We start from the raw sequence: 26,817 nt of genomic DNA, 5'->3' as shown, positions 1-26,817 counted from the left end.
TTTTCTTTGAATGGATCGGATGGTCGTAAACATCATTCAGAATTGTCCAATATACAGAAGTACGAAATCATTTTTCTAAGACGCAGAGCATAATTGAGGTGAACAAGCAGCATGATTATAAGATTAAGAGCAGCATTTTCGATTCTGGTAACAGTCGAGTTAGAGATATCCACGCTCACATACTAGTTAAAACAACTGGAATTAAGGCCAGTATTATTATAACCGATATTACTATTTTTTTTGTTCGGGATTTGATCATTAATTTTCGCGAAGTATACCATTCTCCAAAATTATAAAATCTAGAATGAATAAGAAAAGTTATCAAACAATTAATTACAAAGAATATCAAAATATAGTCTTTTGGATTAACACCCATCCTAGGATAAACTTGCAGTTCTATACCCCATAGTAAGGTTATACCAACAAAATAAAGAATAGAACAAAGTATAAAATCAAACAGGAAACCAAATGTCTTTTTAAGCATATTAAAGCTCCTCTCTTATCTAGTGGTAAATACAATATTAATTTCCAACTAACAATCATTTTATAGTAAAAAGGTAAAAAAAATCAAATAAGCTTCCACTATATGGTTTTTTATTGTATAATATTAGGACGTCGACGTAAAAATTATAAATTTGGAGGATCAAATTAATGAAAAAAGCTATTATATTATTATTAACATTAGTATTAACAATATTACCTGTATTATCTGTGAGTGCCGAATCTAACGCTCAGGAATTAGATAGTCAGGCAATCGCTGAAAGGTTTGATGAAATAAATTCAAAATATGAACTTAATGAGAAATTCAGTGAGGAAGATGCGGAGTTTGTTAAAAAGTACGCTATACCAGCTCAGCCTTCACAATCTTCACAATCTGAAGTATCTATAAATAGTTTTTGGGATGGTAATACTAAGTTCACTCTAGCTGGTTATGGTAAAGTAGGCCAAAACAGTTATGTAAAGACTGTTGGATTTATTGAAGTTCAGTTAGGTTTAGTAAGTGGAAATATGAACTTTAGTATGACTTCTAACGATGTAAATAAAATCTATCATAGTACGTTTACTAACGAAGTTAAAATTGCTGCTTATGGAGTAGTAGGAAGCGATGGTATAGGTCTAACATTAGATAGAACTTATACAAATACTTTAAATAATGCTAACTACAATAAATATCTTGATACTGATTCTTATCTAGCTAATATGGCTTATTATCAAGTTAGTGCTTCAGTTAAAGTTAAAGATACTGGTTTGACTACTTTTGTACCGATAACTATGACTAAAGAGTAAGAGAATTCAATGAATGATTGTTTAGACTGTACAATTCATGATACCTACTATTAAGGAAAAACAATTTGATATGCTTTGAGCATTGGCAACCATATGTTTTGAACATATGGTTGTTTTATATATCATTTATGTATCCTTAACTTAGGAAATCCTCTTTTCGTAATGGGAAAATCCAGGATATTCCTTTATATGATGGAAGAAAGATTTCTCGATTTGTCATAATCCAGCATCTATGTTAAGAATGGGAAAATAGAAGCAAAAAAAACCTTGCGCCCGTAATTCAGAGTACATGATCACGTGTACGATTGAATTACTGCGAAAGGAATTTTGCATAAAATCAAATGATTACTCTAGAAAAAAATACTCATGAAAGTCTGAAACACAACATATACCAGCACTCCTGACAGCATGTACATGAAACCAGCCTTCCTTTTGCTCTGGAACAATCGGAGTATGCCAAGGCTGAACAGGGGCGCAAGCACAATCAGGAACAGGAGGACGGTGACAAATACTGGCGCCGAGATATCTGAAGTATCCACGTAGGTCACGCTTCTTTTCACTCCGTTTCGTTATCGGAATTAACACAGCTATATCGACACAGCCATGACAAAAATCACATAACCCCATTATACATCTGGATTTCTTTAACAAAAAGGGAGGAAATGGGGCGAAATGATGTCAATTTTCATCTGTTATTAGACTGAAACTCTTATTTTACCTAAAAATTGGGATATTGCAGAGTAAGCGGCACCAACACGGGTGGAACGGCTGCCCAGAGCTGCCCATTCAATCTGCAAACTGCGACGGTGATAAGGTAATGTACGTTCCTCCACAACCTGTTTTAACGCGGTTTCTATCCAGGGACCTGCTTCAGAGAGCGGACCACCAATGATAATACGTTCCGGGTTGAAACTGTTGACAATATTGGTAATGCCAATCCCCAATTTGCGTCCAATCGTGTCGTATAATTTCTGAACAGTTTTGTGGCCTTGCTCCGCATAATGGATCAGCTCACGTGTGGTATGAGCAGGTAATTTCAGCTGATGATCCGGGTGTTCATAGGCTTTTTCCGAAGCGTATAACTCCCAACAACCACGATTTCCACAGGAACAAGGCAGACCTTCCGCTTCAATGGACATGTGGCCTGTTTCCCCTGCGTAACCCCACGCGCCTTTGTATAATTCACCATCTACCATGATGCCTGAACCAATCCCCATGCCTGCACTGATATAGATCATGTGACGGACACCGATGCCTGCACCAAAATTCAACTCTCCATGAGCGCCAGCATTGGCTTCATTGTCGATGGTGACAGGCAGTTCAAATTCTTCTTCAAGCATGGAGCGCAGCGCTACCTTCTCCCACCCCAAGTTGGGTGCAAACAGGACTGTTCCTGCCTCATCGACCATGCCGGGCACTCCGATACCGATGCCTATGACACCGTGAGGAGAAGCAGGAGCTGCTTCAATGAGCTGTTTTGCTGCCAATTTCAATTGCTCCAATACAGAGGACACGTCATGATGTTCCAATGTCACTGCGTATTCTGTAATGATGTGTCCTTCCAGATCTGTGAGCACGCCTTTTAAATGGGTCACACTGAGTTCCAGGCCGACTGCATAGCCGGATGTCCCCCGAAACAGCAACATAAGTGGTTTGCGTCCGCCACTGGATTCCCCAGGGCCAATCTCCTGCACCAGATCATCACTAATCAGATCAGCAACGAGGTTGGATACCGTTGCTTTGTTCAGCCCCGTAACCTCGGACACTCGCGCGCGAGAAAGAGGGGCATGGCGCCGGATCGTATCCAGAACGATCGATTTGTTTATTTTTTTGACCAGCATCTGGTCTCCGGTTATTTTCATATCGTTAAGGCACTCCTATTCTTCTGATCAAAGGGTTCTGACCCACATCCGAAACAAGTTATTCGACTATTATAGCGTAAACAAGCGTGTAAAAAACAATTTTATTTTACTTTGTTTAACCAATAGACAAAGTAAATTCGATGTGTTAGGATAACGGTGTAAACGATTTCTTAAAACTATTGAGGAGGCATTTTACACATGGCCTATTTTGAATCCGTTAATAAAATTTCATTCGAAGGTAAAGATTCCAAGAATCCTTTTGCTTTTAAACATTATAATCCAGAAGAAGTGGTAGCCGGCAAATTGATGGAAGAACATTTCCGTTTCGGTATGGCTTATTGGCATACATTAACTGCAGGCGGAAGTGACCCGTTTGGTGCAGAGACAGCTGTTCGTTCGTGGGATAAATACTCGGGTCTGGACCTCGCTAAAGTACGCGTGGAAGCGGCATTTGAATTTTTGGAAAAAATGAATCTCCCGTTCTTCTGTTTCCACGATGTGGACATTGCACCAGAAGGCAACAACCTGCGCGAGTTCTACAGCAACATTGATACAATCGTTGATCTGATTGAAGATCATATGAAATCCAGCGGCAAAAAACTGCTCTGGAACACGGCGAACATGTTCTCGAACCCACGCTTCATGTTTGGTGCAGCTTCGACTTGTAACGCAGACGTGTATGCTCATGCTGCGGCACAGATCAAGAAAGGTCTGGAAGTGGGTAAACGTCTGGGCGCTGAAAACTATGTATTCTGGGGCGGACGTGAAGGTTACGACACATTGCTGAACACAGACATGCAACTGGAGCAAGACAACATTGCTCGCATGTTCCACATGGCTGTAGACTACGCGAAGGAAATTGGTTTTGACGCACAATTCCTGATCGAGCCTAAACCGAAAGAGCCAACGAAACACCAATATGACTATGATGCAGCAACTTCCATTGCTTTCTTGCAAAAATACGGTTTGGACAAACACTTCAAACTCAACCTGGAAGCGAACCATGCTACGCTGGCTGGTCACACATTTGATCACGAAATCCGCGTTGCTCGTACCAACGGTATGCTCGGTTCTCTTGATGCGAACCAAGGTGATATGCTGATCGGTTGGGATACAGATGAGTTCCCAGTTGATATGTACGATGCGACACTGACAATGTATGAAGTATTGAAAAACGGTGGTATTGGCCGCGGCGGTGTGAACTTTGACGCGAAAGTACGTCGTGGTTCCTTCGAAGCAGACGATCTGTTCCTGGCACACATCGCAGGTATGGATACGTATGCCAAAGGTCTGAAAGTAGCTGCAAAACTGATCGAAGATCGTGTATTCGATGACTTCATCGAAAAACGTTACAGCAGCTTCAGCGAAGGCATTGGTGCAGATGTGGTTGCAGGTAAAGCAACACTTGCTTCCCTTGCTGAGTATGCACTCAACAATGAAAGCCCACGCAAAAACCAATCCGGACGTCAGGAATTGCTGAGAGCACAACTGAACCAGTACATTCTGGCTGATTAATAGTGGATTAGGCAGGGTTGGTCACGTCGACCACCGATGGTTATTCAACTCATATGTGTTGGACATCAGTGTCCAAACTAGCCTATGCACAAGATTAGCTTGTACCATGGAACGCCTGAACAAGCATGACATTCGGACCGTCCCCGACTTTCCCTTGGGAAGACGGGGGCGGTTTTTTGATGAAACATACAACGTGGTTTTTAAATTGCCGATATAAATGTTCTTCTAAAATTGGTACATGCAAAACGGAGTGAGCAGAAAGTACCCGAGGAAGCAAAGCGGTCGCATTTATCCCCGGATTTCTCCCTTGCTAAAGGGGATAAAGGAAATCCGGGGGTAACGGCGATCCGAGGGTTTTCTGATCACGGAGTGGCCACATGAGCATCAAGGGTTTCATTTATAACCAATGACGAATCAAGGTCATTGGATCATCTTTTCGCTACAAAAACGAGTATGTTTTTACTGTTTTGATATAAATGTTCTTCTAAAATGGTACATGCAGAACGGAGTGAGCAGAAAGTACCCGAGGAAGCAAAGCGTTCGCATTTATCCCCGGATTTCTCCCTTGATAAAGGGGTTAAAGGAAATCCGGGGGTAACGGCGATCCGAGGGTTTTCTGATCACGAAGTGATCACATGAGCATCAAGGGTTTCATTTATAACAAATGACGAATCAAGGTCATTGGATGAATCTTTCTGCTACAGAAACGAGTACGTTTTACTCGTTTGATATCCATGTGTATCCAGGATCATGCATGCAGAACGGAGTGAGCAGAAAGGACCCGAGGAAGCAAAGCGTTCGCATTTATCCCCGGATTTCACCCTTGCTAAAGGGGTTAAAGGAAATCCGGGGGTAACGGCGATCCGAGGGTTTTCTGATCACGGAGTGGCCAGATGAGCATCAGGGTTTCATTTATAACCAATGACGAATCAAGGTCATTGGATCATCTTTTCGCTACCAAAACGAGTATGTTTTTACTGTTTTGATATAAATGTTCTTCTAAGATGCTACATGCAGAACGGAGTGAGCAGAAAGGACCCGAGGAAGCGAAGCGGTCGCATTTATCCCCGGATTTCTCCCTTGCTAAAGGGGATAAAGGAAATCCGGGGGTAACGGCGATCCAAGGGTTTTCTGATCACGAAGTGATCACATGAGCATCAAGGGTTTCATTTATACAATCCTGTTACAAACGAGAGGAGTTAACCTATGAGTTACGTAATTGGTGTCGATCTGGGAACCAGTGCGGTTAAAACCGTGTTGGTCAATCGTGAAGGAAAAGTGGCATTTGAAGCATCGGAGGCATACCCGTTGTACCAGCCCAAGGCTGGATACAGTGAACAAAATCCCGAAGATTGGGTAGAGCAGACGATTGTTTCCCTGCGCAAATTGCTCGAAGTATCTGGCGTGCAGCCTTCGGAAATTGAAGGTTTGAGCTTCTCCGGACAGATGCATGGACTGGTTTTGGTGGATGCCGAAGGTAAACCACTGCGGAATGCAATCTTGTGGAATGATACACGCACAACGGCTCAGTGCCGCCGGATTGAAAAAGTGCTGGATGGCAAGCTGTTAAGCATTGCCCGGAACCGCGCCCTTGAAGGTTTTACCTTGCCAAAAATTCTGTGGGTTCAGGAGAACGAGCCTGAATTGTTACAGCAAGCATCCTTATTCCTGTTACCCAAAGACTATGTGCGTTATCGCCTGACAGGGGATTATGCCATGGATTATTCCGATGCAGCAGGTACCTTGCTGCTGGACGTTGCGGGCAAGCAGTGGAGCAATGAGATTGCAGAAGCATTCAAGCTGCCGATCTCCCTATGTCCACGTCTAGTGGAATCGTTTGAGGAAGTGGGTACCCTGTTGCCGGAGATTGCGGATCAAACAGGTCTGGCAGCTGCGACGAAAGTATACGCAGGTGGCGCGGACAATGCATGCGGTGCCATTGGCGCAGGCATTCTGAGTGAAGGTCAGACGATGTGCAGCATCGGAACGTCCGGGGTGGTGCTTTCCTACGAAGAGCGTAAAGATCTCGATTTCGAAGGCAAAGTACACTTTTTCAATCATGGGGAGAAAGATGCCTTCTATATTATGGGGGTAACACTTGCCGCAGGATATAGCTTGTCCTGGTTCAAGGATACGTTTGCAGCGGACAAATCCTTTGATGTGCTCTTACAGGGCATTGATCAGATTCCGGCCGGCAGCAACGGATTATTGTTCACACCTTATATCGTTGGGGAGCGTACACCTCATCCAGATGCGAATATCCGGGGCAGCTTCATCGGTATGGATGCCGGGCACAAGCTGGAGCACTTTGGACGTGCGGTGATGGAGGGCATCACCTTCTCGCTGCGTGAATCCATTGATATTTTGCGCGGCGCAGGTAAAACCGTTAATGAAGTCATCTCTATTGGGGGTGGTGCCAAAAATGAAGCCTGGTTGCAAATGCAGGCAGATGTCTTCAACGCCACAATTGTGAAGTTGGAGAGCGAACAGGGTCCGGCTATGGGGGCAGCAATGCTGGCTGCCTATGGATGTGGCTGGTTCTCGTCTTTGCAGGAATGTGCAACGGCGTTTATTCGTCCGGCGAAGTCCTATGAGCCGAACCCGGAAACGGTTGCTGTCTATGATGGATTGTTCGCACTGTACCAGGAAGTCTATGGACAGACACGTAGTCTCAATGATCGTTTGGCTGAATACCGTTAATTCATCACATGAAACATGTATATCATACATGCAGAAGCATCCGCACAGGCGGGTGCTTTTTTTTGTCGTTCAACAAGATTAACCCCGTGAAAGGTTTCCTTGTCCTGCATATCCGCATTCCGGCTCTGCATAGATTGAGAATAGAGGATTGTGATCTGTCCAGACATCGGGTGTCCGGCGATTTTAATAGGAAGAAGCTTGAGCATGGGGGTGAAGCTTTGGATGAACATGAGGTACATGGAAGACCACATATTACCTTGTCGATGATCGTTCGTAATGAGGAGAATCGTTATCTCAAGCAGGCTTTGGAGACACATCGTGCCTGGATTGATCGTGCAGTAATCATTGATGATGGAAGCACGGATGGAACGGTGGCGATGTGCCGGGAACTTCTGGACGGTATTCCACTTGTATTGGTGGAGAACGCTTCTTCACGTTTTGCAGACGAAGTAAGCTTGAGGAAACAACAATGGGAAGAAACAGTGGCGACCGATCCGGAATGGATTTTGAATCTGGATGCGGATGAGATTCTAACCAGTGACTTTGGGGCTGTACGCGATCTGCTGCTTCGTGGCAACGAGGATGCGATTTATTTCAGATTGTTTGATATGTGGAGTGATACGCATTACCGGGAAGATGAGTTCTGGCAAGCCCATGCCTACTATCGGCCGTTTCTGATTCGTTATCATCCGGGGATGAGCTATGAATGGAAGGAAACACCCCAGCATTGTGGGCGTTTTCCGTTAACGATCCAGCATTGGAGTTATGGATGTCATGCTCCCCGGGTGAAGCATTATGGATGGGCGCGGGAAGAAGACCGCATCCGCAAATATGAGCGCTATCAAGCATTGGACCCTGAAGCAAGATACGGTTGGAAGGAACAGTACGAATCGATATTGGATCAAGAGCCACGACTGTTGGCATGGGTCGAATAAGGAGAGGGGGAGTGAGCACGTTGAGCAAGAAAGACCCGTTACACCAATCGCAATCGCAAGAGGAATCCCAACCTCCAATAGAGCCGAATTCCCAAATAAATGGGGAACAGAAAGAGAAGCAACATCAAAACCAACATGAAAGCCATGTAGAGAGCCAAGTAAAGAGCCAGAGTAATCATCGACCGTCCAGGCGTTCTGTTATATCGAAGGAAACCCGCCAACCGGAGAATCTTGAAACGCTTGTCCAGGAAAGAATACTGATTGCCAGCCCGGTTCGTCAGACAACTCCGGTGCTGCGTGAATTTTTGGATTCTCTGCATGCACTAGAACGAACAACAGTGAAGACGGATTATCTGTTTGTTGACGATAACGAGGAAGAAGCTGCGTCGAATATATTACGTGAATTTGTGCTCCAGCATGAAGGGACGGTTATTCAGGCAGATGAACATAGCAGCGATAGTCCTGACAACAAAGGGTTGTACACCAAGGATGAGGGAGGCCACTATTGGCAGGATGAACAGATTTGGCGTGTAGCTGGTCTAAAAAACCGCATTTTGAATTATGCACGCGACAACGAGTACGATGCTGTTTTCTTGATAGACTCTGATCTGGTGCTGCATCCGCGGACATTGGAACAACTCGTATCGAGTGGCAAAGACATCGTGTCCAATATCTTTTGGACCCGGTGGCAGCCGGGGGCCAGGGAAATGCCTCAGGTATGGCTGCAAGATGAGTATGCTTTGTATCGTCGAGGCGGCAAATCTTCAGCCGGAAATGAAGCGGAAGACGAGGGCGCGCAAACGACTGCTTTTCTGAATCAACTGCGGATACCAGGTTGTTACGAAGTTGGAGGGTTGGGGGCATGTACGCTCATTCGCAAAAATGTTCTGGCCGCCGGGGTTTCCTATGACCAGATTCCGAATGTATCCTTCTGGGGAGAAGATCGTCATTTCTGTATCCGTGCGCAGGCACTTGGTTTTCGCCTTTTCGTTGATACGCATCTCCCTGCGTACCACATCTACCGTTTGTCCGAACTGCCGGGGGTAGCTGCCTTTAACCGCAGAGCCAGACGTGGGGAAGAGACGATCAGCATTACGCTCTGTATGATTGTGAAAAATGAAGAAGCATCCCTCGCCAGATGTCTGGACTCGGTCAACGGCATTACCGATGAGATTGTGATCGTTGATACCGGTTCAACGGATCGTACCCGTCAGATCGCTTCCAGATATACGGATCGTATCGTTGATTTTGAATGGGTGGATGACTTTGCAGCAGCACGCAACTTTGCCTTCGATCAGGCGAAGAGCGAATATATTCTGTGGCTGGATGCCGACGATGTATTTGAAGCGGAAGATCGGGCGAAGCTTATTGCCTTGAAACGTTCGCTGGACCCGGCTGTTGATAGTGTCACAATGGATTACAATCTGTCATTTACGGCAGAAGGCAAAGTATCCTACAGTCTGCGCCGGAATCGCCTGGTGCGTCGAGATCGGCAATTTCGCTGGATTGGCGCGGTGCATGAATATCTGGCTGTAGCAGGCAATCTGCTGCATAGTGACATAGCGGTTACCCACAAGAAAGATAAGGAGTATACCGATCGGAATCTGCGGATCTATCGCAAGAGGGAACAGACCGGAGAGGAATTCTCACCGCGTGACTTATACTATTTTGGCAATGAACTGAAGGACCATGGACAGCATGAGGATGCGGTGAAGTACTATGAAAAGTTTCTGGACACCGGGCTGGGTTGGGTGGAAGACCAGATTGCGGCTTGCCAGAAAATTGCGGATTGTGAAGCTGCACTTAAACGATCAGAACAGGAAGTAACAGCATTGTTCCGATCATTCGCCTATGATCTGCCAAGAGCCGAGATTTGCTGTCGATTGGGTGGTTATTTTGCCGACCGTGAAGATTATCGCAAAGCCCTGTTCTGGTATGAACAAGCGACTCGTGCTGTACGTCCTGATGATCCTATGGTGGTGCTAAATGAAGCAGCCTGGACCTGGATGCCGCATCTGCAACTATGTGTCTGTTATGACCGGATGGGTAACCGTGCCAAGGCCCGGGAACATAATGATATCGCACTCGCCTATCATCCAACACATCCGAGCATGTTATATAACGATCGTTACTTTAAAGATCTGGAGAAGGATAACGTATTGGAAAAGGCTTAGCATGAAGGTCTCAATGATGCCTCTTTCGTGGAATTGAATGGGTGAATCATCCCCATGTCCATGGAGAGGTTTTTTTACGTTGCAATGCAATGACTTCTTAGTACTGATCAAAAGACGGATTCAGTTTGGAAATGGATTAATGTATTTCATCCAGGGGAGGATATGCTTTACAATAATGAATAACGGAAAAGCAGTGAACATGATTACCTGTCTTCGGCTGCCGAATTGATGAAATAAGGGGAACTGGATATGAATCTGACGGAAGTACTATTGGAGTCGAGGCTGGTCGCGATTGTGCGCGGTATTAGCCGTGAAGCGGCAGTAACAGCTGGACAAGGCATGACGAGTGGTGGAATTCGACTGATGGAAGTCACGCTGAACACACCTGGAGCACATGATATTATTGCAGACTGGCGTGAGCGGCATGAAGGAAAGGCTTATGTCGGAGCTGGTACGGTACTGAATGTGCAGATGGCGAAGGAAGCGGTCGCTGCAGGAGCACAGTTTCTGGTGTCCCCCAATGTCGATCTGTCTGTCATTGAATATGCTGTAGAACATGGTGTCGAGATCTGGCCTGGAGCCATGACACCAACGGAGATTGTCGCAGCCCATGAGGCGGGAGCACGTGTTGTGAAGCTGTTTCCGATGGCGAGCCTGGGCATACCGTATCTGCGGGAGATTAAAGCTCCGCTGAACCATATCCCACTGTTGGCAACAGGCGGCGCTACACTGGAGAATATTGCTGACTATTATGCAGCAGGTGCTGCTGCCGTAGGTCTGGGAAGTGCACTTTTACCACGTGAAGCCCTTGTAGCAGGAGATCATGAGCAGATTGCAGCATGTGCACGGAGATTTGTGGAAGCAGCTGAAGTTTAGACTTCAGCGAAAGATGAGGGATATGTCCATTTGGGTATATATTAAGGTAGCTTTAGATCAATTGCTGGATTATTCGTTATCATAAGAACCGATGTCGTTTAACGTGCCGTTCATTCTAGTGTCGTATGATGGATGTATGCCAGAATTCGGAGAGGAGAGATGCCCTGTGAAAGCTAAAACAATGATTGGCGGCATGCTGGCCGTTGCTGCAGTAACGGCAGGTGGATTATGGAAGGCGGCGGTAAAGAGCCAGACACCCAAGAAGATTCCGATCACACTGACACCTCCAATGCCATTTGAGGATGTGACCTTTGACAGTGGGGGAGGTCGGGTGCATGGGTGGTTCATCCCGGCCAGAGCTGATATTCCGAAACCATGGCCGCTCGTGATTATTGCACATGGCTGGGGCTCCAATCGCTCTCGTGTTCTACGTTATGCGAGGCCGATCTGGGAAGCAGGATATGCCCTGTTTATGTATGATGTCCGCAGTCATGGGGCCAGTGATCCAGTTCGTGCTGCATCTGCCTATCTGTTCCGGGATGATCTGCTGGCGGCATTGCAGTATACGTCTGCACGGCCAGAGATTGATTCATCTGCTATCGGAGTGCTTGGACATTCACTGGGTGGACTGGGTACGATTCTTGCAGTGACTGAAGGCATTCCGGTATCAGCAGTAATTACGGATTCCATGCCATCGCAATTTGAGGTTATTGTCAGTTCGGAGCTGAGACGCCGACGTCTGCCTCTGTTTCCCCTGGCCCAGTTAATTCCGAGAATCTGGTTCTGGCGACTGGGTGAATCTCTGAAATCCTATCGTCAGCGCGATCCGGTGATGATGCTGAATGAACGGCGCAGGGGGATGCAACTCCCGTTGCTCATGGTGCACTCCAAGGGAGATAATTTTATTCCTCCGAGTGAGCTTGAATATTTTATGTCCAAAGCCGATCCGCCTGTGGAACATCTATGGGTTAATAGCGGAGGTCACAGTTGTTCCGAGGAAGATCCTGCCTTCTGGGATACCGTTATTCCATTTCTGAAAACCCATGTTCATGGTCAGGCGAAGTTGAATGATTCGTCTATAGCGAGTAGTTAACAGGATAGAACAGCCTACATAAGCGTGCAGGCTAACAGAGAAAACGCCAACGTGGTTGGCGTTTTTTTTGCTTTTATGAGCAATATGCAGAAATTCACAATTGTAAAATTGACGGGAAAAGACGATTAAAAAGGAAGCTTATGGTATCATAGAGTAGACTGGCAATATTCATGCGAGGTTATTTGTTATGCTTCTTTGTATGAAATTGAAGGGAGAGGTCCAGATTTGAGTTTGAATTGGAAGTTCAATGTACGTATCAAAATGTTCGCAACCAAAGCAACAACTGCAGCGATGGCAACACTGCTGCTTGCTTCGCAAACACCAGGTTTTGCAGGCAGCGCATCAGCCGCGCAAGCAGAGCAGGTGAACGAAGCAACAACGGGGGAAAATGAACAACTAGACGCAACCAGCAATGACGTGCCAGAGGGAGCGAAAATCTCATCCAGGCAAGCCAGTGAAAATATACTTAGATTATTTCCATTGTTAAAAAAAGCAACGATCTCATCTGCACGATTCGATTCACCTAATTCCTATCCACCGCCAGACTACAAGGCATGGGAGATTGGATTCCAGATTACACAAGGCAATCATACATCGGGATTCAGTGGGACTGTACATGCAGGCACAGGGGAAGTGTTAAGTGTACATCTACCATCGGATATTCTGGATAAACATGTCTCGGGATCGGATGTTAAGCTAACGAAAGCTGAAGCTGAAGAGAAGGCCGTGGCACTGTTGTATCAAGCGATTCCAGGCTTGAAGGATACGGAGTATGCTCCGCTAGGAGATCTGTATTCTTCCATCGAACAAGAGTCTTTGTTTGGCAGAACAGAATACCGATATGCTTACCAGTTAAAACATGACGGATTGTTATCTGACGCAGAGACAGTCCACATCAATGTGGATGAAAGTGGTTTGGTGACAGGTTACTCACGAGGTACTACATCTGCTAAATATCCTTCATCGAAACCGACAGCTTCGGAAGAGAAGGCCAGACAGCAGTTTGAAGAACAGTTTGATGTAGAGCTGGCTTATATCTCCAAAGATCGCTCGTCTTCCAAACAGGGTCAGCAGTATTACCTTGGATATACACCGAAGAATATCAGTATTGTTCCGATTGAAGCCAATACGTTGGAACGGATTAATACATTAACAGGCAAAGCAGTGGACGAGGATTCTTTACAGCAGGATACGAAGTTGCAAGGGGACGTGACGCCTTTTGTTCCAAGCAATGGTACAAGATTAAATGTACAGCAGGCCGCCAATCGGGTGGTAACGAACTTTGATATTCCCAAAGGTTACAAGCTGGAGCATAGCCAGTTAAGCAAAGGTTTTTTTGCAAGTCCGAACAATCAGGTATGGAGTCTGAGCTGGAGTGATCGAAGTGCCAATACGTCCTATATGTTCATGCGGGATATTTCAGCACAGGTGGATGCAGTGACTGGGCAGATCTACAGCTATACGATGATGCAACGCATTGGACCAGAGCAGGAAAAGCAGACTGAAGAGAAAACAGGCAAATTAATTACCCGAAAGCAAGCTGAGAAACTGGCGATGAACACGGTGATTGCGTTAGTTCCAGATGCAACGGAGCAATTTAGATTGGCTAACGTTATTGAGGTAGACGATGCTCGTACGTTTATGTTCCAACGCTATCTGAATGGAATTCCGGTGAAAGATGATACAGCACAAGTGCAGGTGTTGAACGATGGAACCGTGAACGAGTTCTATACACGCATTGCAGCAACGCCTGAACAATTGCCAGCAGATGATAAGCCAGCCATCAGTTATGAAGAGGCCAAGGCGCTCTATCTGGAGGAGTTCAAGCTGATCCTCGCATATTCCCGTTATGGCGGGTATGGTCTGAATAATGGTCAAGTTATTCCGGTGGGAGTTAACCTTGCTTATATGCCAACCCGTGATGAGAATTCCATCTATGGCACTTATGAAGTACTGGATGCTAACACGGGAGAGTGGAAGCTTCAATACGGGGAGACAGGTGCTGCAAGCAAGACAGAACCTACGGATATCTCAGGCCATGTGGCCGAAGATGCGCTTCGCAATATGACACAGCATGGCGTGTTGCTAGCGGATGAGCAGGGACGTGTATTCCCGGATCGGGTGATCACCCGAGGAGACTGGTTTAACTATTTGGCAAGAGCGATTAACCCGAATATGGATCTGTATTATAGTGGGGACGGAGATGACAAGCTATACGCTGATGTAACCCCTGACAGCCCTTATTATAAGGCAATCAAGGTGTTAATCGATCAACGCTGGCTTGCCGGAGCGGACCCAGAACAGAATCTGAACCCGCAAGAAGAGATGACCCGTGAAGAATTGGCGGTGCTGCTTGTACGCATACTGCGCTATGAGAAGCTGGCCGGATTCTACACATTGCCATCGGATCTTCCCAATATCGCAGATGCCAGTGCCATTTCGAGTAAAGGGGCGGTTTCCCTGAGTTTGAAGCTGGGATTACTTCCTTCAATTGAGGGACGTTTCATGCCTGCACGCAAAGTGACGGTAGCTGAAGCTTCACAGGTACTGGAACGACTTGCCAAACTTCAAGGCAAGACCGATACGTTTATGAGTGGCAATCGTCTGTATTAGACGAGGAATCACACATATTACGCCCGTCCGAATCATAGGATGAAGATAACGGGTACTCGTGATTCAACGAATTGAAGATCAAAGGGACCTTCCATAGAAGGTCTCTTTTGATTTGCTTTTACAAAACTAGAATGACGCCAGAGCCTTTTGTGATACAATAAGGCGTGAGAACTTTGCAAAGAAGGGTGGGTTCCTTTCATGGGTAAGAACGGGAAACGAATTATCACCGTACTGCTGGCAGGCTGTCTGATTGCTGTAGCGTTACCACGTACGGTTGATCTGGATCAACTGTACGCTGCATCAGGAACATCGGATATATCCACGGCAACGGATTTGCGCCAGACCTTGCTTACCGCAATGTCACAGCGGACGGAGGAACTTGTTTTTACATACAAAGGCAATGTGAAAGGCCTCAAAAAACAATTACAAACCTCCATCGATGAGGCAATGAAGAGTGACCCCTATATCCAATATACCGTTAAAAGTTACGCATTTAATTATAAAGGCTCCAATGTATCGGCCGAAGTACATGTGACGCTTTCCTACCGGGAGACCAAGGAACAGACCGATTATGTGAATCGTAAAGTTACGAATGTGTTGAAAGAAATCATCAAACCAGGCATGACGGATCATGAGAAGGTCAAGGTCATCCATGACTGGATTGTACTTAACCTGTCCTACGATACTTCGCTCAAGAAATATACGGCCTACGACGGGCTTGTTACAGGCAGTACCGTCTGTCAGGGATACTCATTGCTGGCTTATCGAATGCTGGAGCGAGTAGGCATCGATAACCGGATTGTGGAAGGTACAGCAGGCGGGCAGCTTCATGCCTGGAATATCGTGAACCTGGACGGCAAGTGGTATCACATGGACACCACCTGGGATGATCCTACTCCTGACCGGAAAGGTAAGGTAAGCCACAGCTATTATTTGCTGAGTGATGATGAGATGGCACGTGACCATATCTGGACAGGCAAAAGCAAGTACCCCGCTGCGCCAGCCCCATATCGAGAAGCTTTATTAAAGCTCGTGAAGGCCGGAGATAGCAAAAAGGCCGCTTATCAGAAGCTGTACCATGCTCTGGACTATTCCCTGTATGATGAACAGGATGCCGTTAAAGGTCATGCTGCGCTGAAGACCAAGGTTCAAGGTACACTGAAGGAAGGCGGAACCTCGCTCACGTTCAGGTACAAGGGTACGGAGGCTGGACTGATCGAAGATTTACAGGATTTGTACCAGCTTGGCATGAAATCGATATCTTATTATGTGTCCAAAATGGAAGGTACTACGGATCTGCGCGTCAAAATTAACTGGACGTTATAATTGTTTTGAACAGGATGCTCCGCTTGAGGAGTGTCCTTTTTTGCGTTCAATTTGTGTTCAACGACGAGGGTTTTAGTGTTGTCTATTTTTTGTATATGTCGCTTTGCTATTCTATTCTTCGGCGCATGCCAACATTACGTACGAGGAGGATATGCAAAAAATGAGGAAAAAAGTGAGCATAGTGATCATTGCTCTGTTGCTGGTCACACAAATGATGCAGGGTTGGATATTAACACCAACGATGCATGCTCAGGATGAATTAACTAATTTGCCAGCCAGTGCAATCAGTGATACAGCGGTAGAAGACGGTTCGGCAGGTTCGGGAGAAGTGAAAGAAGATCCTGCCATTCCGGAAGAAGATAAGGATGTCAGTACTCCGGAAGATCAGGAGGATAATACGATGCATCTGCTTGGTGCAGCTGCAGGTCCGGTAATTACAGAGCAATTAATTACGAGTGTGCAGATGTACAATCAGGCACCGCAAGATAATGGAAATGGAACGATTGATATCAAAGGCGATAAGATTGAGGATATTCGTCCATCCATTCAGGATGAGGTGGCTGTCGTCTTTACATGGGGGCTTGCAAATGACACCCACAACTACAGCGATGGTTCCACGTTTACCTTCAACTTGCCGGATAAATTCATCATTGGATCACAGCTTAAGGGCGATCTGGATGGCGGTGTTGGGGAGTATGTGGTGAATCCAGATGGCACAATCATCTTTACCTTTAACGAACTGATCGAGCATGCGCAGTTGGAAGGCAACTTCTACGTGTGGATTAAGTTTGATGAGAGCAAGATGGAAGATGGATTGAAACAACAGATAGACTTTAGCTCTGTAGGGCAAGGCAGCATTAATGTGCATTTTGCCAACACAGCCATAGATAAATTGAAGAAATCGGGAAGCGCAAACAAAGACAATTTCAACTCGGATGAAATTAAATGGACTGTAGATTTTAACCAAGGCGAGAAGGCTTTGAAAAATGCGTTTCTTACAGATACATTGCCAACAAACCTTGAACTCAAGGGCAATATCGAAATTCGTGAATTGGAAGTGCAATTGAATGGATCTGTAAAAGAAGGTCCAATAGTTCAAACGGAACCACAGTTTCCAATTGTATTGGGAGACACGGATAAGGCCTATCGTGTAACCTATACGACAAGTGTTAAAGCACCAACCACTGCTCCGTTCACCAATGTGGAGTTTCAAAACCAGGTTGCGCTTACAACGGATCAGAGCGAGCATAACGAAACGGATATTGGCCGAGTTCGTGTGAGTTTTAACGAGCCTTTGAACAAGTCCGGCCAAGATAGTGCGTATGATCCGGTGACACAGACAATCACATGGAAAGTGCAATATAACTACAATCAGCAAGAAATCATGCAAGCGAATGCATGGATTGAAGACCGTTTTGATACGGCCAAACAGCAACTGATCAACAATTCCGTCAACGTATACCAAGTTGATATTAATGCGAGCGGAGCGGCTTCGAACAGAACGCTGGTGAATCCGAATGAATACACACTTGAAACGATAAATACAGGTTTTGATGACGGCTTCAGATTACATTTTAAGAACGACATTACCAAGGCCTATGAGATCGAATATGATACACAATCCATTCATCGTGTCTATACAAACGATACTATTACGAACACAGTGAACATGTATGATGGTACTTCCAAAACAGGCCGGAAAGACATTCGGGAAGTCATTTTTGCCAAAAGCGTAAAAAGTGAAAACTTCAACACCAAAGAAATTGAATGGCAGATGGTGTTGAACCGTGATTTGCAGGACATGACGGATATCGTCATTACCGACAATTATGAAGGCAGACACATGAAGCTAATTCCGGGTAGTCTTCAAGTGACTGGGGTTAACAAAGACGACTTTGAATTGACTCCAGACCCGGCTGATCCTACGTATGAAAAAGGATTCTCCGTTCGCCTAAAGGACGGCGTTACCATTAACACGGAACATGTCATTACCTATACGACAAGCTTTGATCCGACGGCAGGTATGCCAACGGATAATGAATATCGCAACTCGGCCAAGGTCGATTGGAAAGAGTCCAATGTAGCACAGACTGCGATTACCAAGTCGGCTATGGTCAAACCGCAAGAGTACACCATTCAAAATGGTAACAAAAAGGGCGAATACAGCGCCAAAGACAAAACGATCACGTGGACAATTGATGTAAACTACAACTTGTTTGATATTCAGGAGGCTATCCTTAAGGATGCCTACACGGGTAACCAATCTTTTGTAGACGGTTCATTAAAAGTTCATGAGTTAGAGTTACAGGGAGCCAATAATGTTACTGCTGTAGGTAGCGAGGTTGCGCTCACACCTGGTCAATTCCAGCTGAACCCGGACGGTAAAGGTTTTACATTGGACCTGGGGAACATCGGCAAAGCAGCTTATCGCATTCAGTATCAAACGAGCCTGGATGGACCTTATTCCGTGGAAGGTACGTATGCCAACCAGGCCGTACTAACCGATGGTGAGGGCGGTGAAGAGCGCTTTAACAGATCAGCGAGCATCACGCCAGTTCATGGGGGTGTGTATGTTCAAAAAACAGGTCAACAGATCGGTACAACGGATAAAGCATCATGGACGGTAAATATCAATCCAAGTCAATCTTATGTTCCAGCGGGTACGCCATTAACAGATACCTTGTCGGAGAATCAAATTTTATTGGCGGACTCCTTAAAATTATATGCAACGAACCTGCCTGCCAACAATTCAGGCAATGTATCCAACAAAGCTGGACTGGTTGATCCGGCAGATTATGAATTGACCGTTGAAGGTAATACATTTACCCTCACCTTCAATAAAGATATCCATACGGCATTCATTCTAGAATATCAGTCCTATATTAATGCCGATCATGGCGCCCGAATTGAGAATAAAGTTGAATTTGCAGGTCAGTCCTCCTCAGTGGTGGGAGAAGGCAATCAGGTGGGTATCAAAGTTTCATTGGCTGGAGCGGGTGGAGGAGCCTCTACTGGTCTGGGCAAGATTAGAATCCACAAAGTCAGTGATACTGGGCTTCCACTGGAAGGAGCCATATTCGCAATCTATAATGCGTCTGGAACTACGCTCCTGGAAACATTGAAACCAACGGACGAGAATGGTGTGGTTGAAAGCTCCAGAAACTATCGATTAAACAATCTAACCAACGGTATACCTTATAAGTTAAAAGAATTATCTGCACCGGCAGGATACATGGTTGATCCAGAGTATGGCTCTGCCTCAGGTAAAACGATTGAATTCAAGGATGCGGATATTGCCTTTGACATTGAAAATAAAAAGATTCGACAAGGCTTCGAATTAACTAAGGTAGATGCCATTGAATCATCCAAGAAGCTCCAGGGTGCAACCTTTGAATTGTACTTGAACAATGGCGCAACCCGAGAGAAAATAGACGAGTTGACGACAGGGGAAGATGGGAAAATCGCCAAAGGTGATCTCTTACCTGGGGATTATGAATTGGTAGAGGTTGTGGCACCCGAGTTTTATCAGTTGGATGCTACCCCGATTCCCTTCACCATCGTAGAGAATCAGACTCAGATTATTACACTGACGAAGTCGAATGCCATAGGGGCAGGTGGCAAACTTGTCGTTACCAAAGTCAATGCGAAGGATCAGTCCGTATTAAGTGGAATTGAATTCGAATTGCGTGATCACTCCAATGCGATCATCGATACGAAAGTAACGGATCTGAACGGGGTCATTGAATTCGATGGATTAACCTATGGTTCATATACATTGGTAGAGACCAAGGCAGAAGGTTTTGTCATTGAACAGCCGGAGACGCTTGTATCTATTATCAAACCGGAAACGCAATTGACTATTGAAAATAAAGAAAATAATCGTTCCGTGAAATTGATTAAAACCAATGCGGGTCGAACTCAGCATCTACAAGGTGCAGTGTTTGAATTACGGGCTCAAACTGCATTGATGGATGCAAATGGGAATTGGGAGTTCCACAAGGTAACAGGTCTGGATGAAGCCACACTGACAACCAATCAGCAAGGTGAAATTGTACTTAAAGACCTGGATGTCAATAAATATCAGTTGGTCGAAATAAAAGCACCTAACGGATATATCTTGGACACAACACCTGTACCATTTGAAATTACGAACATACAAACCGAAGCCATAGTTGTAGAAAAAACAAATCAGGCTATCCCGGTATCGGGCGGTGGATCGAGTGGACCTTATAATCCGGGGACACCTACTACGGGTGTAACACCAGATCCGGAGAAACCAGTAACACCGGGACCAGAAAAACCAGGAACGTCTGTCCCAGGTACAGTGGTTACTGGACCTACTGAACCTGGAGACGGAACCGAGCTTCCAACAGATGAAGATAACGGAGTAACTCCTCCTTCACCTGGCGTCTCCAACGGTGACGACACTGCACCTCCAGTGGGGGATACAGATACAGCGGATGGGGATAGCGCATTGGCACCTTCTGCGGGAACGGATACAGATGGATCGCAGGGGACTGGGAATTCTGCATCACAGCAGACCGGAAACTCTGCATCACAGGGAATGCTGCCGAAGACAGGCGAAGAGAGCACATGGGCTTTCACTGTGGCAGGCATGATGCTGATGGCATTGGGTAGTGTGGGATACGTTTACTTCCGACGTAGACAACTGCTTCAGCGTTAGATCGCACGCAGCACGTAATGCAGGAATAGATCATTTTCAGATAAAACAGATAAAAACACCCTCTAGCTTCACAAGTGACCCAGAGTCACGGTGTGAATATACTAGAGGGTGTTATATTTTATTTCGGTTGAACCTTAAGGAAGATCAAATCCAGCAACGTCAGGATTTACTTTAATGGCTCTTACAATTAACCGATGTGTTGGATTGACGAGTGGATCACAGGTAATCAAGGTAAGGACCTGTCCAAGTCCGGGGTCTTCCAGCACGGACAAGTCATTAGGCTTCACAACGGATATCCGATCTATCTTATAATGGATGATCGTTCGATCTGCCAGGGTGACTTCCATTGAATCGCCAATCTGGAGTTCTCCCAAGCGATTGAACAGTCGTCCTTTTTTGTGGGCGCGATGAGCGGCAATGGCGGCATTACCTTTGTTACCGATTCTATTGGTTTCGACAAGGTGGGTTGCAGCTACCTTCATGTTTGCTTCCGTGGCACCTTCCAGAATCGGTAAGTGGACATCAATCTTGTCAATCGATAGTACACCCAACGTATTCGACGATGTCTCTTGCACTGGATCTGTATTTTCAGTAGTCGGCTCGGCGGAAGCTGCATCCTGTATGCCTTGTTCGAAGGCGTGATTCAGCTTGGACAAGCCGTCTTGCAGTTGCTCCAGATCGTTCATCACACGGGTTTGCTGCCAGTCATAATACGTGTCCCGTAGGAAAGGAAAGCTGATGATCAGCATGCCCAGCAGAATGAGCAGGATAGAGAATTTTTTCATTATGCATCAACTCCCGTTGTTCAAGAAAAATAGTATACCTTTATCTATTTTTACTTACAGACCTATACAAAATATGGACAGGAGACGAAAGGACGAAGAGGTACAGGAATGTTCGAAGGGGCCGTCACCAAAAAACCTCCCCGTATCGCTACAGAATGAAAACTGCAACGCCACGGGGAGGTTTTATGATATAAAGTCAATTTTATCTGTAGATGATAGTAAGTTGGAGCTACTATTTGTTACTTGGTGCATCGGTAGGTGTGAAATCACATTCCTTCAGCGGCACCACTTTAGTTTTTTTGATCCATTTGTAACCAAGCCACAACACGAGGAACAGGGGGACACTCAGATAGGCAACGATGGCTCCACTCCAGTCGATCTCGTCACCCGTAAATGCCTGATAGTTCTGTCCAATAATCACGATAATACACAGGACAAAGGCAAAGATCGGCCCAAACGGGAACCAACGTGCCCGGTAAGGCAGATCGCTTAGGTCCCTGCCTTGTGCAACGTATGCACGACGGAAGCGATAATGACTGATAGCGATACCTAGCCAAGTAATAAAACCACACATACCGGATGCATTCAGCAACCAGGTATACACTATGCCATCGCCGAACAGGGAGGCAAGAAATGCCAACATGCCAACGGCTGTGGTAAGCAGCAAGGCATTCATGGGAATGCCTTTTTTGTTCAGCTTACCGAGGAACCGAGGCGCTTTACCGTCTCGGGCAAGGGCATAGAGAACCCGGCTTGAAGCATACATGCCTGAGTTTCCGGCAGAGAGTACGGAAGTTAGAATAACGGCATTCATGACGGAAGCCGCAATGGCGAGTCCTGCTTTTTCAAACACCAGTGTGAACGGGCTGACCCCGATATTTTCCAGATCTCCTTTGAGCAGATTCGGATGAGTATACGGGATGATCAGACTGATCACGGTAATCGCCAAAATGTAAAAAATCAGAATGCGCCAGAATACCTGCCGAATGGCACGAGGTACATTTTCGCGCGGATTCTCACTTTCCCCGGCGGCTACTCCGATAAGCTCGGTACCCTGGAATGAGAATCCCGCAGCCATGAATACGCCTAACACGGCGAAGAATCCGCCATGAATGGGCGCATCACCGATGGTGAAGTTACTGAAACCAACGGCTTCTCCGCCCATAATACCAAAGATCATAAGCACACCAACGGCCAGGAAGATGATAACGGTAGCTACCTTGATAATGGCGAACCAGTACTCGGACTCCCCGTATCCTTTGACGGACAGGACATTCAAGGCAAAGATCAGCACGAGGAACAGTAAGCTCCATAACATGGACGAACTGTCGGGGAACCAGTATTTAATGAGCACTGTTGCGGCAGCAAGCTCTGCTGCGATGGTTACCGCCCAGTTATACCAGAAGTTCCAGCCCATGGCGAACCCGAGGGCGGGATCGACAAAACGTGCGGCATACGTATTAAATGAACCGGAGTCCGGCATAAAGGTAGCAAGCTCACCAAGGCTGGTCATGAGGAAATAGACCATGATGCCAACGGCCGCGTAGGCAATTAATGCCCCGCCAGGGCCTGCGGTTGAGATGGCGGTACCACTTGCGAGAAACAGCCCGGTCCCAATTGAGCCACCGAGAGCGATCATCGTCATATGGCGTGCGCGTAATCCTTTTTTCAGGGAAGGTCTAGTTGTTGTTGGGTTACTGCGGTCTTGCATGGAAACACTCCTTCATTCGATATACTGATGTTTGAGATAATTGCTTCCTAAACAAAAAGACCACAGGCATCAGCCTGCGGTCTTTAATATTTCAATGTCCGCACCATGTCCCAGATGATTAAGATAGCTCAACACAGAAGAATTCATACCTTTATACAAAGGAAATGTACTTCCGTGACAGTTCTGCGCCTTTCGACAGCAGCCCCAGCCCACCGGACCGTATAAGGAACGTCCAGTAAGCTTCGGCGGGTGCACCTTTCGGCTGATCTCATAAGCGGCTCCTTAGCGCCTCCTTCAGCGTACTGATCGCACCCGCGACCTCTACCTCACCATTCATGGATGAGGTGTATCTATTGTCTATGAAATTATGAACAACACAACTTAACACGGTGTGTTCAGTTTAGTAAACAGACAACCAGTATAACGCGCGTGCTTTTCCAGTGCAATAACAATTGTTGGATGTGAGGTTTGAGGGACGACTATTCCTCTTTTTTGTTGCGGCCGGCCATCTGTTGCCATACCGTTCCGGCAGCTTGTTCGCCGGATTCGATTCGTTCCAGAGCCATCTTGGCTTGCAGGCTGACTTCGAATTCGGGATCATCGGCTGCAACTCGCAACGCTTGCTCTGCTTCTTCTGTACCGACCTCATATAGAAAACGTGCAGCACGCCAGCGGACAAGTTTACTTTTATCCGATAATGTTGCTGTCATGGCTGGTGTGGCGGCAGGATCGCCGATATCAGACAAGGTATCCCCGGCCGTACGGCGTACCGCAGGTGAACTGTCCTGGAGCGCTTCATACAGCAGTTCCATTGCTTCCGGTGTACGAATGTCACCCAGGTATACCACGGCCAAACGCCGGATCTGCATTTTGTCATCATGCAGAGCTTGAGCTACAAGCGGCAATCTTTCTGCTGTAGGCTCCATGCCGTCCAAGGCAGCATAGCGAACATTCCAGTCACTGTTACGCAAGGCCTCTTCGAGTTCGGCACCATCCAGTTCGCGACGACGCTCAATAAATTCTTCGGAGTTGGTACCATGTTCAATCGCCTGTTGGATGACCTGCTCCAGTCGTTCTGGCGGATAGGCCGCTTCCAGCTCTTGCTCAACTTCGCGTGCGATGTCCGGCAATTCGCCGTAACGAACGCCGTAATCACTCAGTTTACGTTCTTTGATCATGGTTGCACTGGCAACTTCGGTAACGGCTTTGACAAAACGATCTGACAGCGAGATTCGTTCTTCTTTGGCTCCGGCCTTAACCCTGATTTGCATGGGTACCCCTCTAAAGAACTGAACGAATACCTGTGCTTCTCCGAAGTGTTCGCCAGATCCGTCCTCAGACTCAATCCAGTCCAGGTTGATGCCTTCCTGTCCGAGACGATTCTGGACTTCGCCCAGAATCACAGACCAGTCTGCGTTTCCTTTGCGATCAAGCGCCACGAAGTCGGTCGTGTGAAATACACTCTTCACGCCGGGAATATGAAGCATCTGGCGAATGAACGCCGGGGCGGATCGTTCGTTGTCCAGTGTATATGTTCTGCGAATTCCGTCCTCCAGACGTTCATCGAGATGCAGCATCATCGTATTTGGACTCGGTGTTGGTTCAATGGAAACAATATTCATCAGTGTAACCTCCTATAATACCAAATTCATCCTTAACCTCCCGTTAATTAAATCACACGGGTATTTCTCTATTTTACATCAATGTGTGGAATCTGCGAAATTAACCAGAAGCGATATGGACATATCTGACACTTAGTGTGAAGAAGTGCGAAATTTGTTAACACTTCTTTCATGTTCACTCACAAACATTTTTAAACGAAAATTGGCACAATAATAGGAAGAAACAACTGGAGGTTATACTTATGGAACCCATTACCGTGCTCTCGGATGGTAAACGTCGTATTGCATATGAGAATATTATTCAATTGTTCAGGAACTGGATGGAGGACTCAACATCTGGTTCTGCGATAGAAACACATCGGGGAAGTTGGGAAAATGCCCGGTATTGTATTGTTGATTATCAGATTGCCGAAGAAGCGGTGTCAGCAGCAAATGCCATTCGAGCTTTTATGCCACAACTTCCGTTACTGGTCATTACTGATTTCAAATCCCTCATTCGGAAGCGACACCTGCAACAGATTACAGGCACGGGTGAGATGAAGATGTTTCTCTGGAACGAGCAAGACCCGGATCATCTCATCAAGGAAATGGAGAATTGGTTTCATTCATCGTCTGTCCACAAATCAGAAATAGCCATACCGCCCATCTTATCCATGAGATAAAAGAGGGATGTGGCTATAGTTTTTAACTTCAATTGTTACGATCGTGATTAGATCACATATTTATAGCCTGTTCCCCAAACCGTCTTAATATAACGTGGGTTCTTGGGGTCAGGCTCAATTTTTTTACGCAGACTTGAGATATGAACATCGATGGTACGATCCAGATAGGCGCGTTCGGAGCCTTTGATTCGATCCATCAGTTCATTGCGGGTGAACACTTTACCCGGATTTCGGTACAATTCCTTCATAATCTCAAACTCAATATGAGTGACCTCGATTTCAACACCATCCACGAACAGGGTTCTTCTGTACTCATTCACATTCACATGCCCAGTAACCTCTGCCTGCTTGTCTTCCTTTGCCGGTTTATCCTGATAGGAAATGATTGATCTTCGCAGCAGTGCTTTAATCCGTGCATCCAACTCTTTCAAACTAAATGGTTTGCACAGAAAGTCATCCGCACCATTATGTAATGCGCGCAGTCGATCGTTCAGCATGGTGCTTGCCGAGATCATCAGAATAGGCACAGTGGAGTGCTGGCGAAAGGCTTCTACGAGATCATTTCCATCCATTTCAGGAAGCATGAGATCCGTTACAACAATATCCGGCTGGAATTGTGGAAACAGTTGAAGAGCCTCGCGGGCATGTTGAACCCGTTCAGTGATGTATCCTTCCTCCTCCAGAAAGAAAGCAATCATGTCGGCCAGATTTTTCTCATCCTCTATAAGAAGTACTTTGATCGTCATAGGGTCACACTCCTGGTGAAAATAATATGTTAAGAAACTACTAAAAAAACAAGGTGAATTGCGAATAAATGCCGCAAATTTTTTAATGTTTGTATTCCAAAATATAGGATGTATATGTAGAGAAGGAATAAACTTTCTTTATTGAGCTTCAATATCTTAGCATGAATGCAATTAGGTTGCCGATGACTCAGAATTTCCCAAATCTACACCAACTACTAATTACAGT

The 26,817-nt window shown here is 46.0% G+C and carries 17 protein-coding genes and 1 riboswitch; of the genes, 11 read left to right on the top strand and 6 right to left on the bottom strand.

Features of this window, described 5'->3' with window-relative positions; all coding sequences use genetic code 11:
• The first annotated feature begins 651 nt into the window (after nucleotides 1-651).
• Nucleotides 652-1,287, top strand: coding sequence for a hypothetical protein (locus tag MKY85_RS25520; protein WP_342571076.1), 636 nt, complete (start codon nucleotides 652-654; stop codon nucleotides 1,285-1,287).
• 350 nt (nucleotides 1,288-1,637) lie between these two features.
• On the opposite strand, the gene MKY85_RS25515 is transcribed toward MKY85_RS25520, so the two are convergent.
• Complete coding sequence (locus tag MKY85_RS25515) at nucleotides 1,638-1,835, bottom strand: hypothetical protein (RefSeq protein WP_342571075.1); 198 nt, start codon at nucleotides 1,833-1,835, stop codon at nucleotides 1,638-1,640.
• 147 nt (nucleotides 1,836-1,982) lie between these two features.
• Nucleotides 1,983-3,149 (bottom strand): ROK family protein, encoded by a 1,167-nt coding sequence (locus MKY85_RS25510; protein ID WP_339237778.1) that lies wholly within the window; start codon nucleotides 3,147-3,149, stop codon nucleotides 1,983-1,985.
• A 198-nt stretch (nucleotides 3,150-3,347) separates the two neighbouring features.
• Here MKY85_RS25510 and xylA point away from each other — a divergent pair, with 198 nt between their 5' ends.
• The 9 genes from xylA (at nucleotide 3,348) to MKY85_RS25465 (ending at nucleotide 21,065) form a co-directional block, all read left to right on the top strand.
• Nucleotides 3,348-4,664, top strand: coding sequence for a xylose isomerase (gene xylA / locus MKY85_RS25505; protein WP_342571074.1), 1,317 nt, complete (start codon nucleotides 3,348-3,350; stop codon nucleotides 4,662-4,664).
• A gap of 1,206 nt (nucleotides 4,665-5,870) precedes the next feature.
• Nucleotides 5,871-7,364, top strand: coding sequence for a xylulokinase (gene xylB / locus MKY85_RS25500; protein ID WP_339237774.1), 1,494 nt, complete (start codon nucleotides 5,871-5,873; stop codon nucleotides 7,362-7,364).
• 62 nt (nucleotides 7,365-7,426) lie between these two features.
• A complete protein-coding gene (locus MKY85_RS25495) occupies nucleotides 7,427-8,299 on the top strand; it encodes a glycosyltransferase family 2 protein (RefSeq protein WP_339237772.1) in 873 nt (290 codons plus the stop codon).
• 11 nt (nucleotides 8,300-8,310) lie between these two features.
• A complete protein-coding gene (locus MKY85_RS25490) occupies nucleotides 8,311-10,473 on the top strand; it encodes a glycosyltransferase (protein ID WP_339237770.1) in 2,163 nt (720 codons plus the stop codon).
• Between the two features lie 249 nt (nucleotides 10,474-10,722).
• Nucleotides 10,723-11,349 (top strand): bifunctional 4-hydroxy-2-oxoglutarate aldolase/2-dehydro-3-deoxy-phosphogluconate aldolase, encoded by a 627-nt coding sequence (locus MKY85_RS25485; protein ID WP_339237768.1) that lies wholly within the window; start codon nucleotides 10,723-10,725, stop codon nucleotides 11,347-11,349.
• Between the two features lie 166 nt (nucleotides 11,350-11,515).
• Nucleotides 11,516-12,442, top strand: a complete 927-nt coding sequence (locus tag MKY85_RS25480) for an alpha/beta fold hydrolase (protein WP_339237766.1) — start codon at nucleotides 11,516-11,518, stop codon at nucleotides 12,440-12,442.
• 225 nt (nucleotides 12,443-12,667) lie between these two features.
• Entirely contained in the window at nucleotides 12,668-15,055 is a 2,388-nt protein-coding gene (locus tag MKY85_RS25475) for an S-layer homology domain-containing protein (protein WP_339237764.1), read from the top strand.
• Between the two features lie 198 nt (nucleotides 15,056-15,253).
• Complete coding sequence (locus MKY85_RS25470) at nucleotides 15,254-16,381, top strand: transglutaminase domain-containing protein (RefSeq protein ID WP_339237762.1); 1,128 nt, start codon at nucleotides 15,254-15,256, stop codon at nucleotides 16,379-16,381.
• 160 nt (nucleotides 16,382-16,541) lie between these two features.
• The gene (locus tag MKY85_RS25465) at nucleotides 16,542-21,065 is read left to right on the top strand and encodes a collagen binding domain-containing protein (RefSeq protein WP_342571073.1); all 4,524 of its coding nucleotides are present in this window, start codon (nucleotides 16,542-16,544) and stop codon (nucleotides 21,063-21,065) included.
• Between the two features lie 134 nt (nucleotides 21,066-21,199).
• Here the strand turns inward: MKY85_RS25465 and MKY85_RS25460 are convergent, their stop codons facing one another.
• The 3 genes from MKY85_RS25460 to MKY85_RS25450 form a co-directional block, all read right to left on the bottom strand.
• Nucleotides 21,200-21,850: a class D sortase gene (locus MKY85_RS25460; RefSeq protein ID WP_342571072.1), complete on the bottom strand. Its 651-nt coding sequence runs from the start codon at nucleotides 21,848-21,850 to the stop codon at nucleotides 21,200-21,202.
• A gap of 232 nt (nucleotides 21,851-22,082) precedes the next feature.
• The gene (locus tag MKY85_RS25455; RefSeq protein ID WP_339237756.1) at nucleotides 22,083-23,561 is read right to left on the bottom strand and encodes an amino acid permease; all 1,479 of its coding nucleotides are present in this window, start codon (nucleotides 23,559-23,561) and stop codon (nucleotides 22,083-22,085) included.
• Between the two features lie 116 nt (nucleotides 23,562-23,677).
• Nucleotides 23,678-23,893: riboswitch (Lysine riboswitch) on the bottom strand.
• Between the two features lie 147 nt (nucleotides 23,894-24,040).
• Nucleotides 24,041-25,183, bottom strand: a complete 1,143-nt coding sequence (locus MKY85_RS25450) for a virulence factor (RefSeq protein WP_339237754.1) — start codon at nucleotides 25,181-25,183, stop codon at nucleotides 24,041-24,043.
• A 242-nt stretch (nucleotides 25,184-25,425) separates the two neighbouring features.
• Here MKY85_RS25450 and MKY85_RS25445 point away from each other — a divergent pair, with 242 nt between their 5' ends.
• Complete coding sequence (locus MKY85_RS25445) at nucleotides 25,426-25,845, top strand: hypothetical protein (RefSeq protein ID WP_339237752.1); 420 nt, start codon at nucleotides 25,426-25,428, stop codon at nucleotides 25,843-25,845.
• A 47-nt stretch (nucleotides 25,846-25,892) separates the two neighbouring features.
• Here MKY85_RS25445 and MKY85_RS25440 read toward each other — a convergent pair whose 3' ends face one another.
• A complete protein-coding gene (locus MKY85_RS25440) occupies nucleotides 25,893-26,591 on the bottom strand; it encodes a response regulator transcription factor (protein ID WP_339237750.1) in 699 nt (232 codons plus the stop codon).
• Nucleotides 26,592-26,817: the final 226 nt, after the last annotated feature.

The sequence above is a fragment of the Paenibacillus sp. FSL R5-0749 genome, assembly GCF_038595085.1.
In the GTDB taxonomy this organism is placed as follows: domain Bacteria; phylum Bacillota; class Bacilli; order Paenibacillales; family Paenibacillaceae; genus Paenibacillus.
The sequence above is the reverse complement of the archived record's forward strand: the minus strand, read 5'-3'. Positions and strand labels throughout refer to the sequence as shown.

Excerpts from the sequence above, each read along its gene's own strand:
- MKY85_RS25520 (WP_342571076.1), top strand. The coding sequence starts at position 652 with ATGAAAAAAGCTATTATATTATTATTAACATTAGTATTAACAATATTA.
- MKY85_RS25510 (WP_339237778.1), bottom strand. The coding sequence starts at position 3,149 with ATGAAAATAACCGGAGACCAGATGCTGGTCAAAAAAATAAACAAATCG.
- xylA (WP_342571074.1), top strand. The coding sequence starts at position 3,348 with ATGGCCTATTTTGAATCCGTTAATAAAATTTCATTCGAAGGTAAAGAT.
- xylB (WP_339237774.1), top strand. The coding sequence starts at position 5,871 with ATGAGTTACGTAATTGGTGTCGATCTGGGAACCAGTGCGGTTAAAACC.
- MKY85_RS25485 (WP_339237768.1), top strand. The coding sequence starts at position 10,723 with ATGAATCTGACGGAAGTACTATTGGAGTCGAGGCTGGTCGCGATTGTG.
- MKY85_RS25470 (WP_339237762.1), top strand. The coding sequence starts at position 15,254 with ATGGGTAAGAACGGGAAACGAATTATCACCGTACTGCTGGCAGGCTGT.
- MKY85_RS25465 (WP_342571073.1), top strand. The coding sequence starts at position 16,542 with ATGAGGAAAAAAGTGAGCATAGTGATCATTGCTCTGTTGCTGGTCACA.
- MKY85_RS25460 (WP_342571072.1), bottom strand. The coding sequence starts at position 21,850 with ATGAAAAAATTCTCTATCCTGCTCATTCTGCTGGGCATGCTGATCATC.
- MKY85_RS25455 (WP_339237756.1), bottom strand. The coding sequence starts at position 23,561 with ATGCAAGACCGCAGTAACCCAACAACAACTAGACCTTCCCTGAAAAAA.
- MKY85_RS25450 (WP_339237754.1), bottom strand. The coding sequence starts at position 25,183 with ATGAATATTGTTTCCATTGAACCAACACCGAGTCCAAATACGATGATG.
- MKY85_RS25445 (WP_339237752.1), top strand. The coding sequence starts at position 25,426 with ATGGAACCCATTACCGTGCTCTCGGATGGTAAACGTCGTATTGCATAT.
- MKY85_RS25440 (WP_339237750.1), bottom strand. The coding sequence starts at position 26,591 with ATGACGATCAAAGTACTTCTTATAGAGGATGAGAAAAATCTGGCCGAC.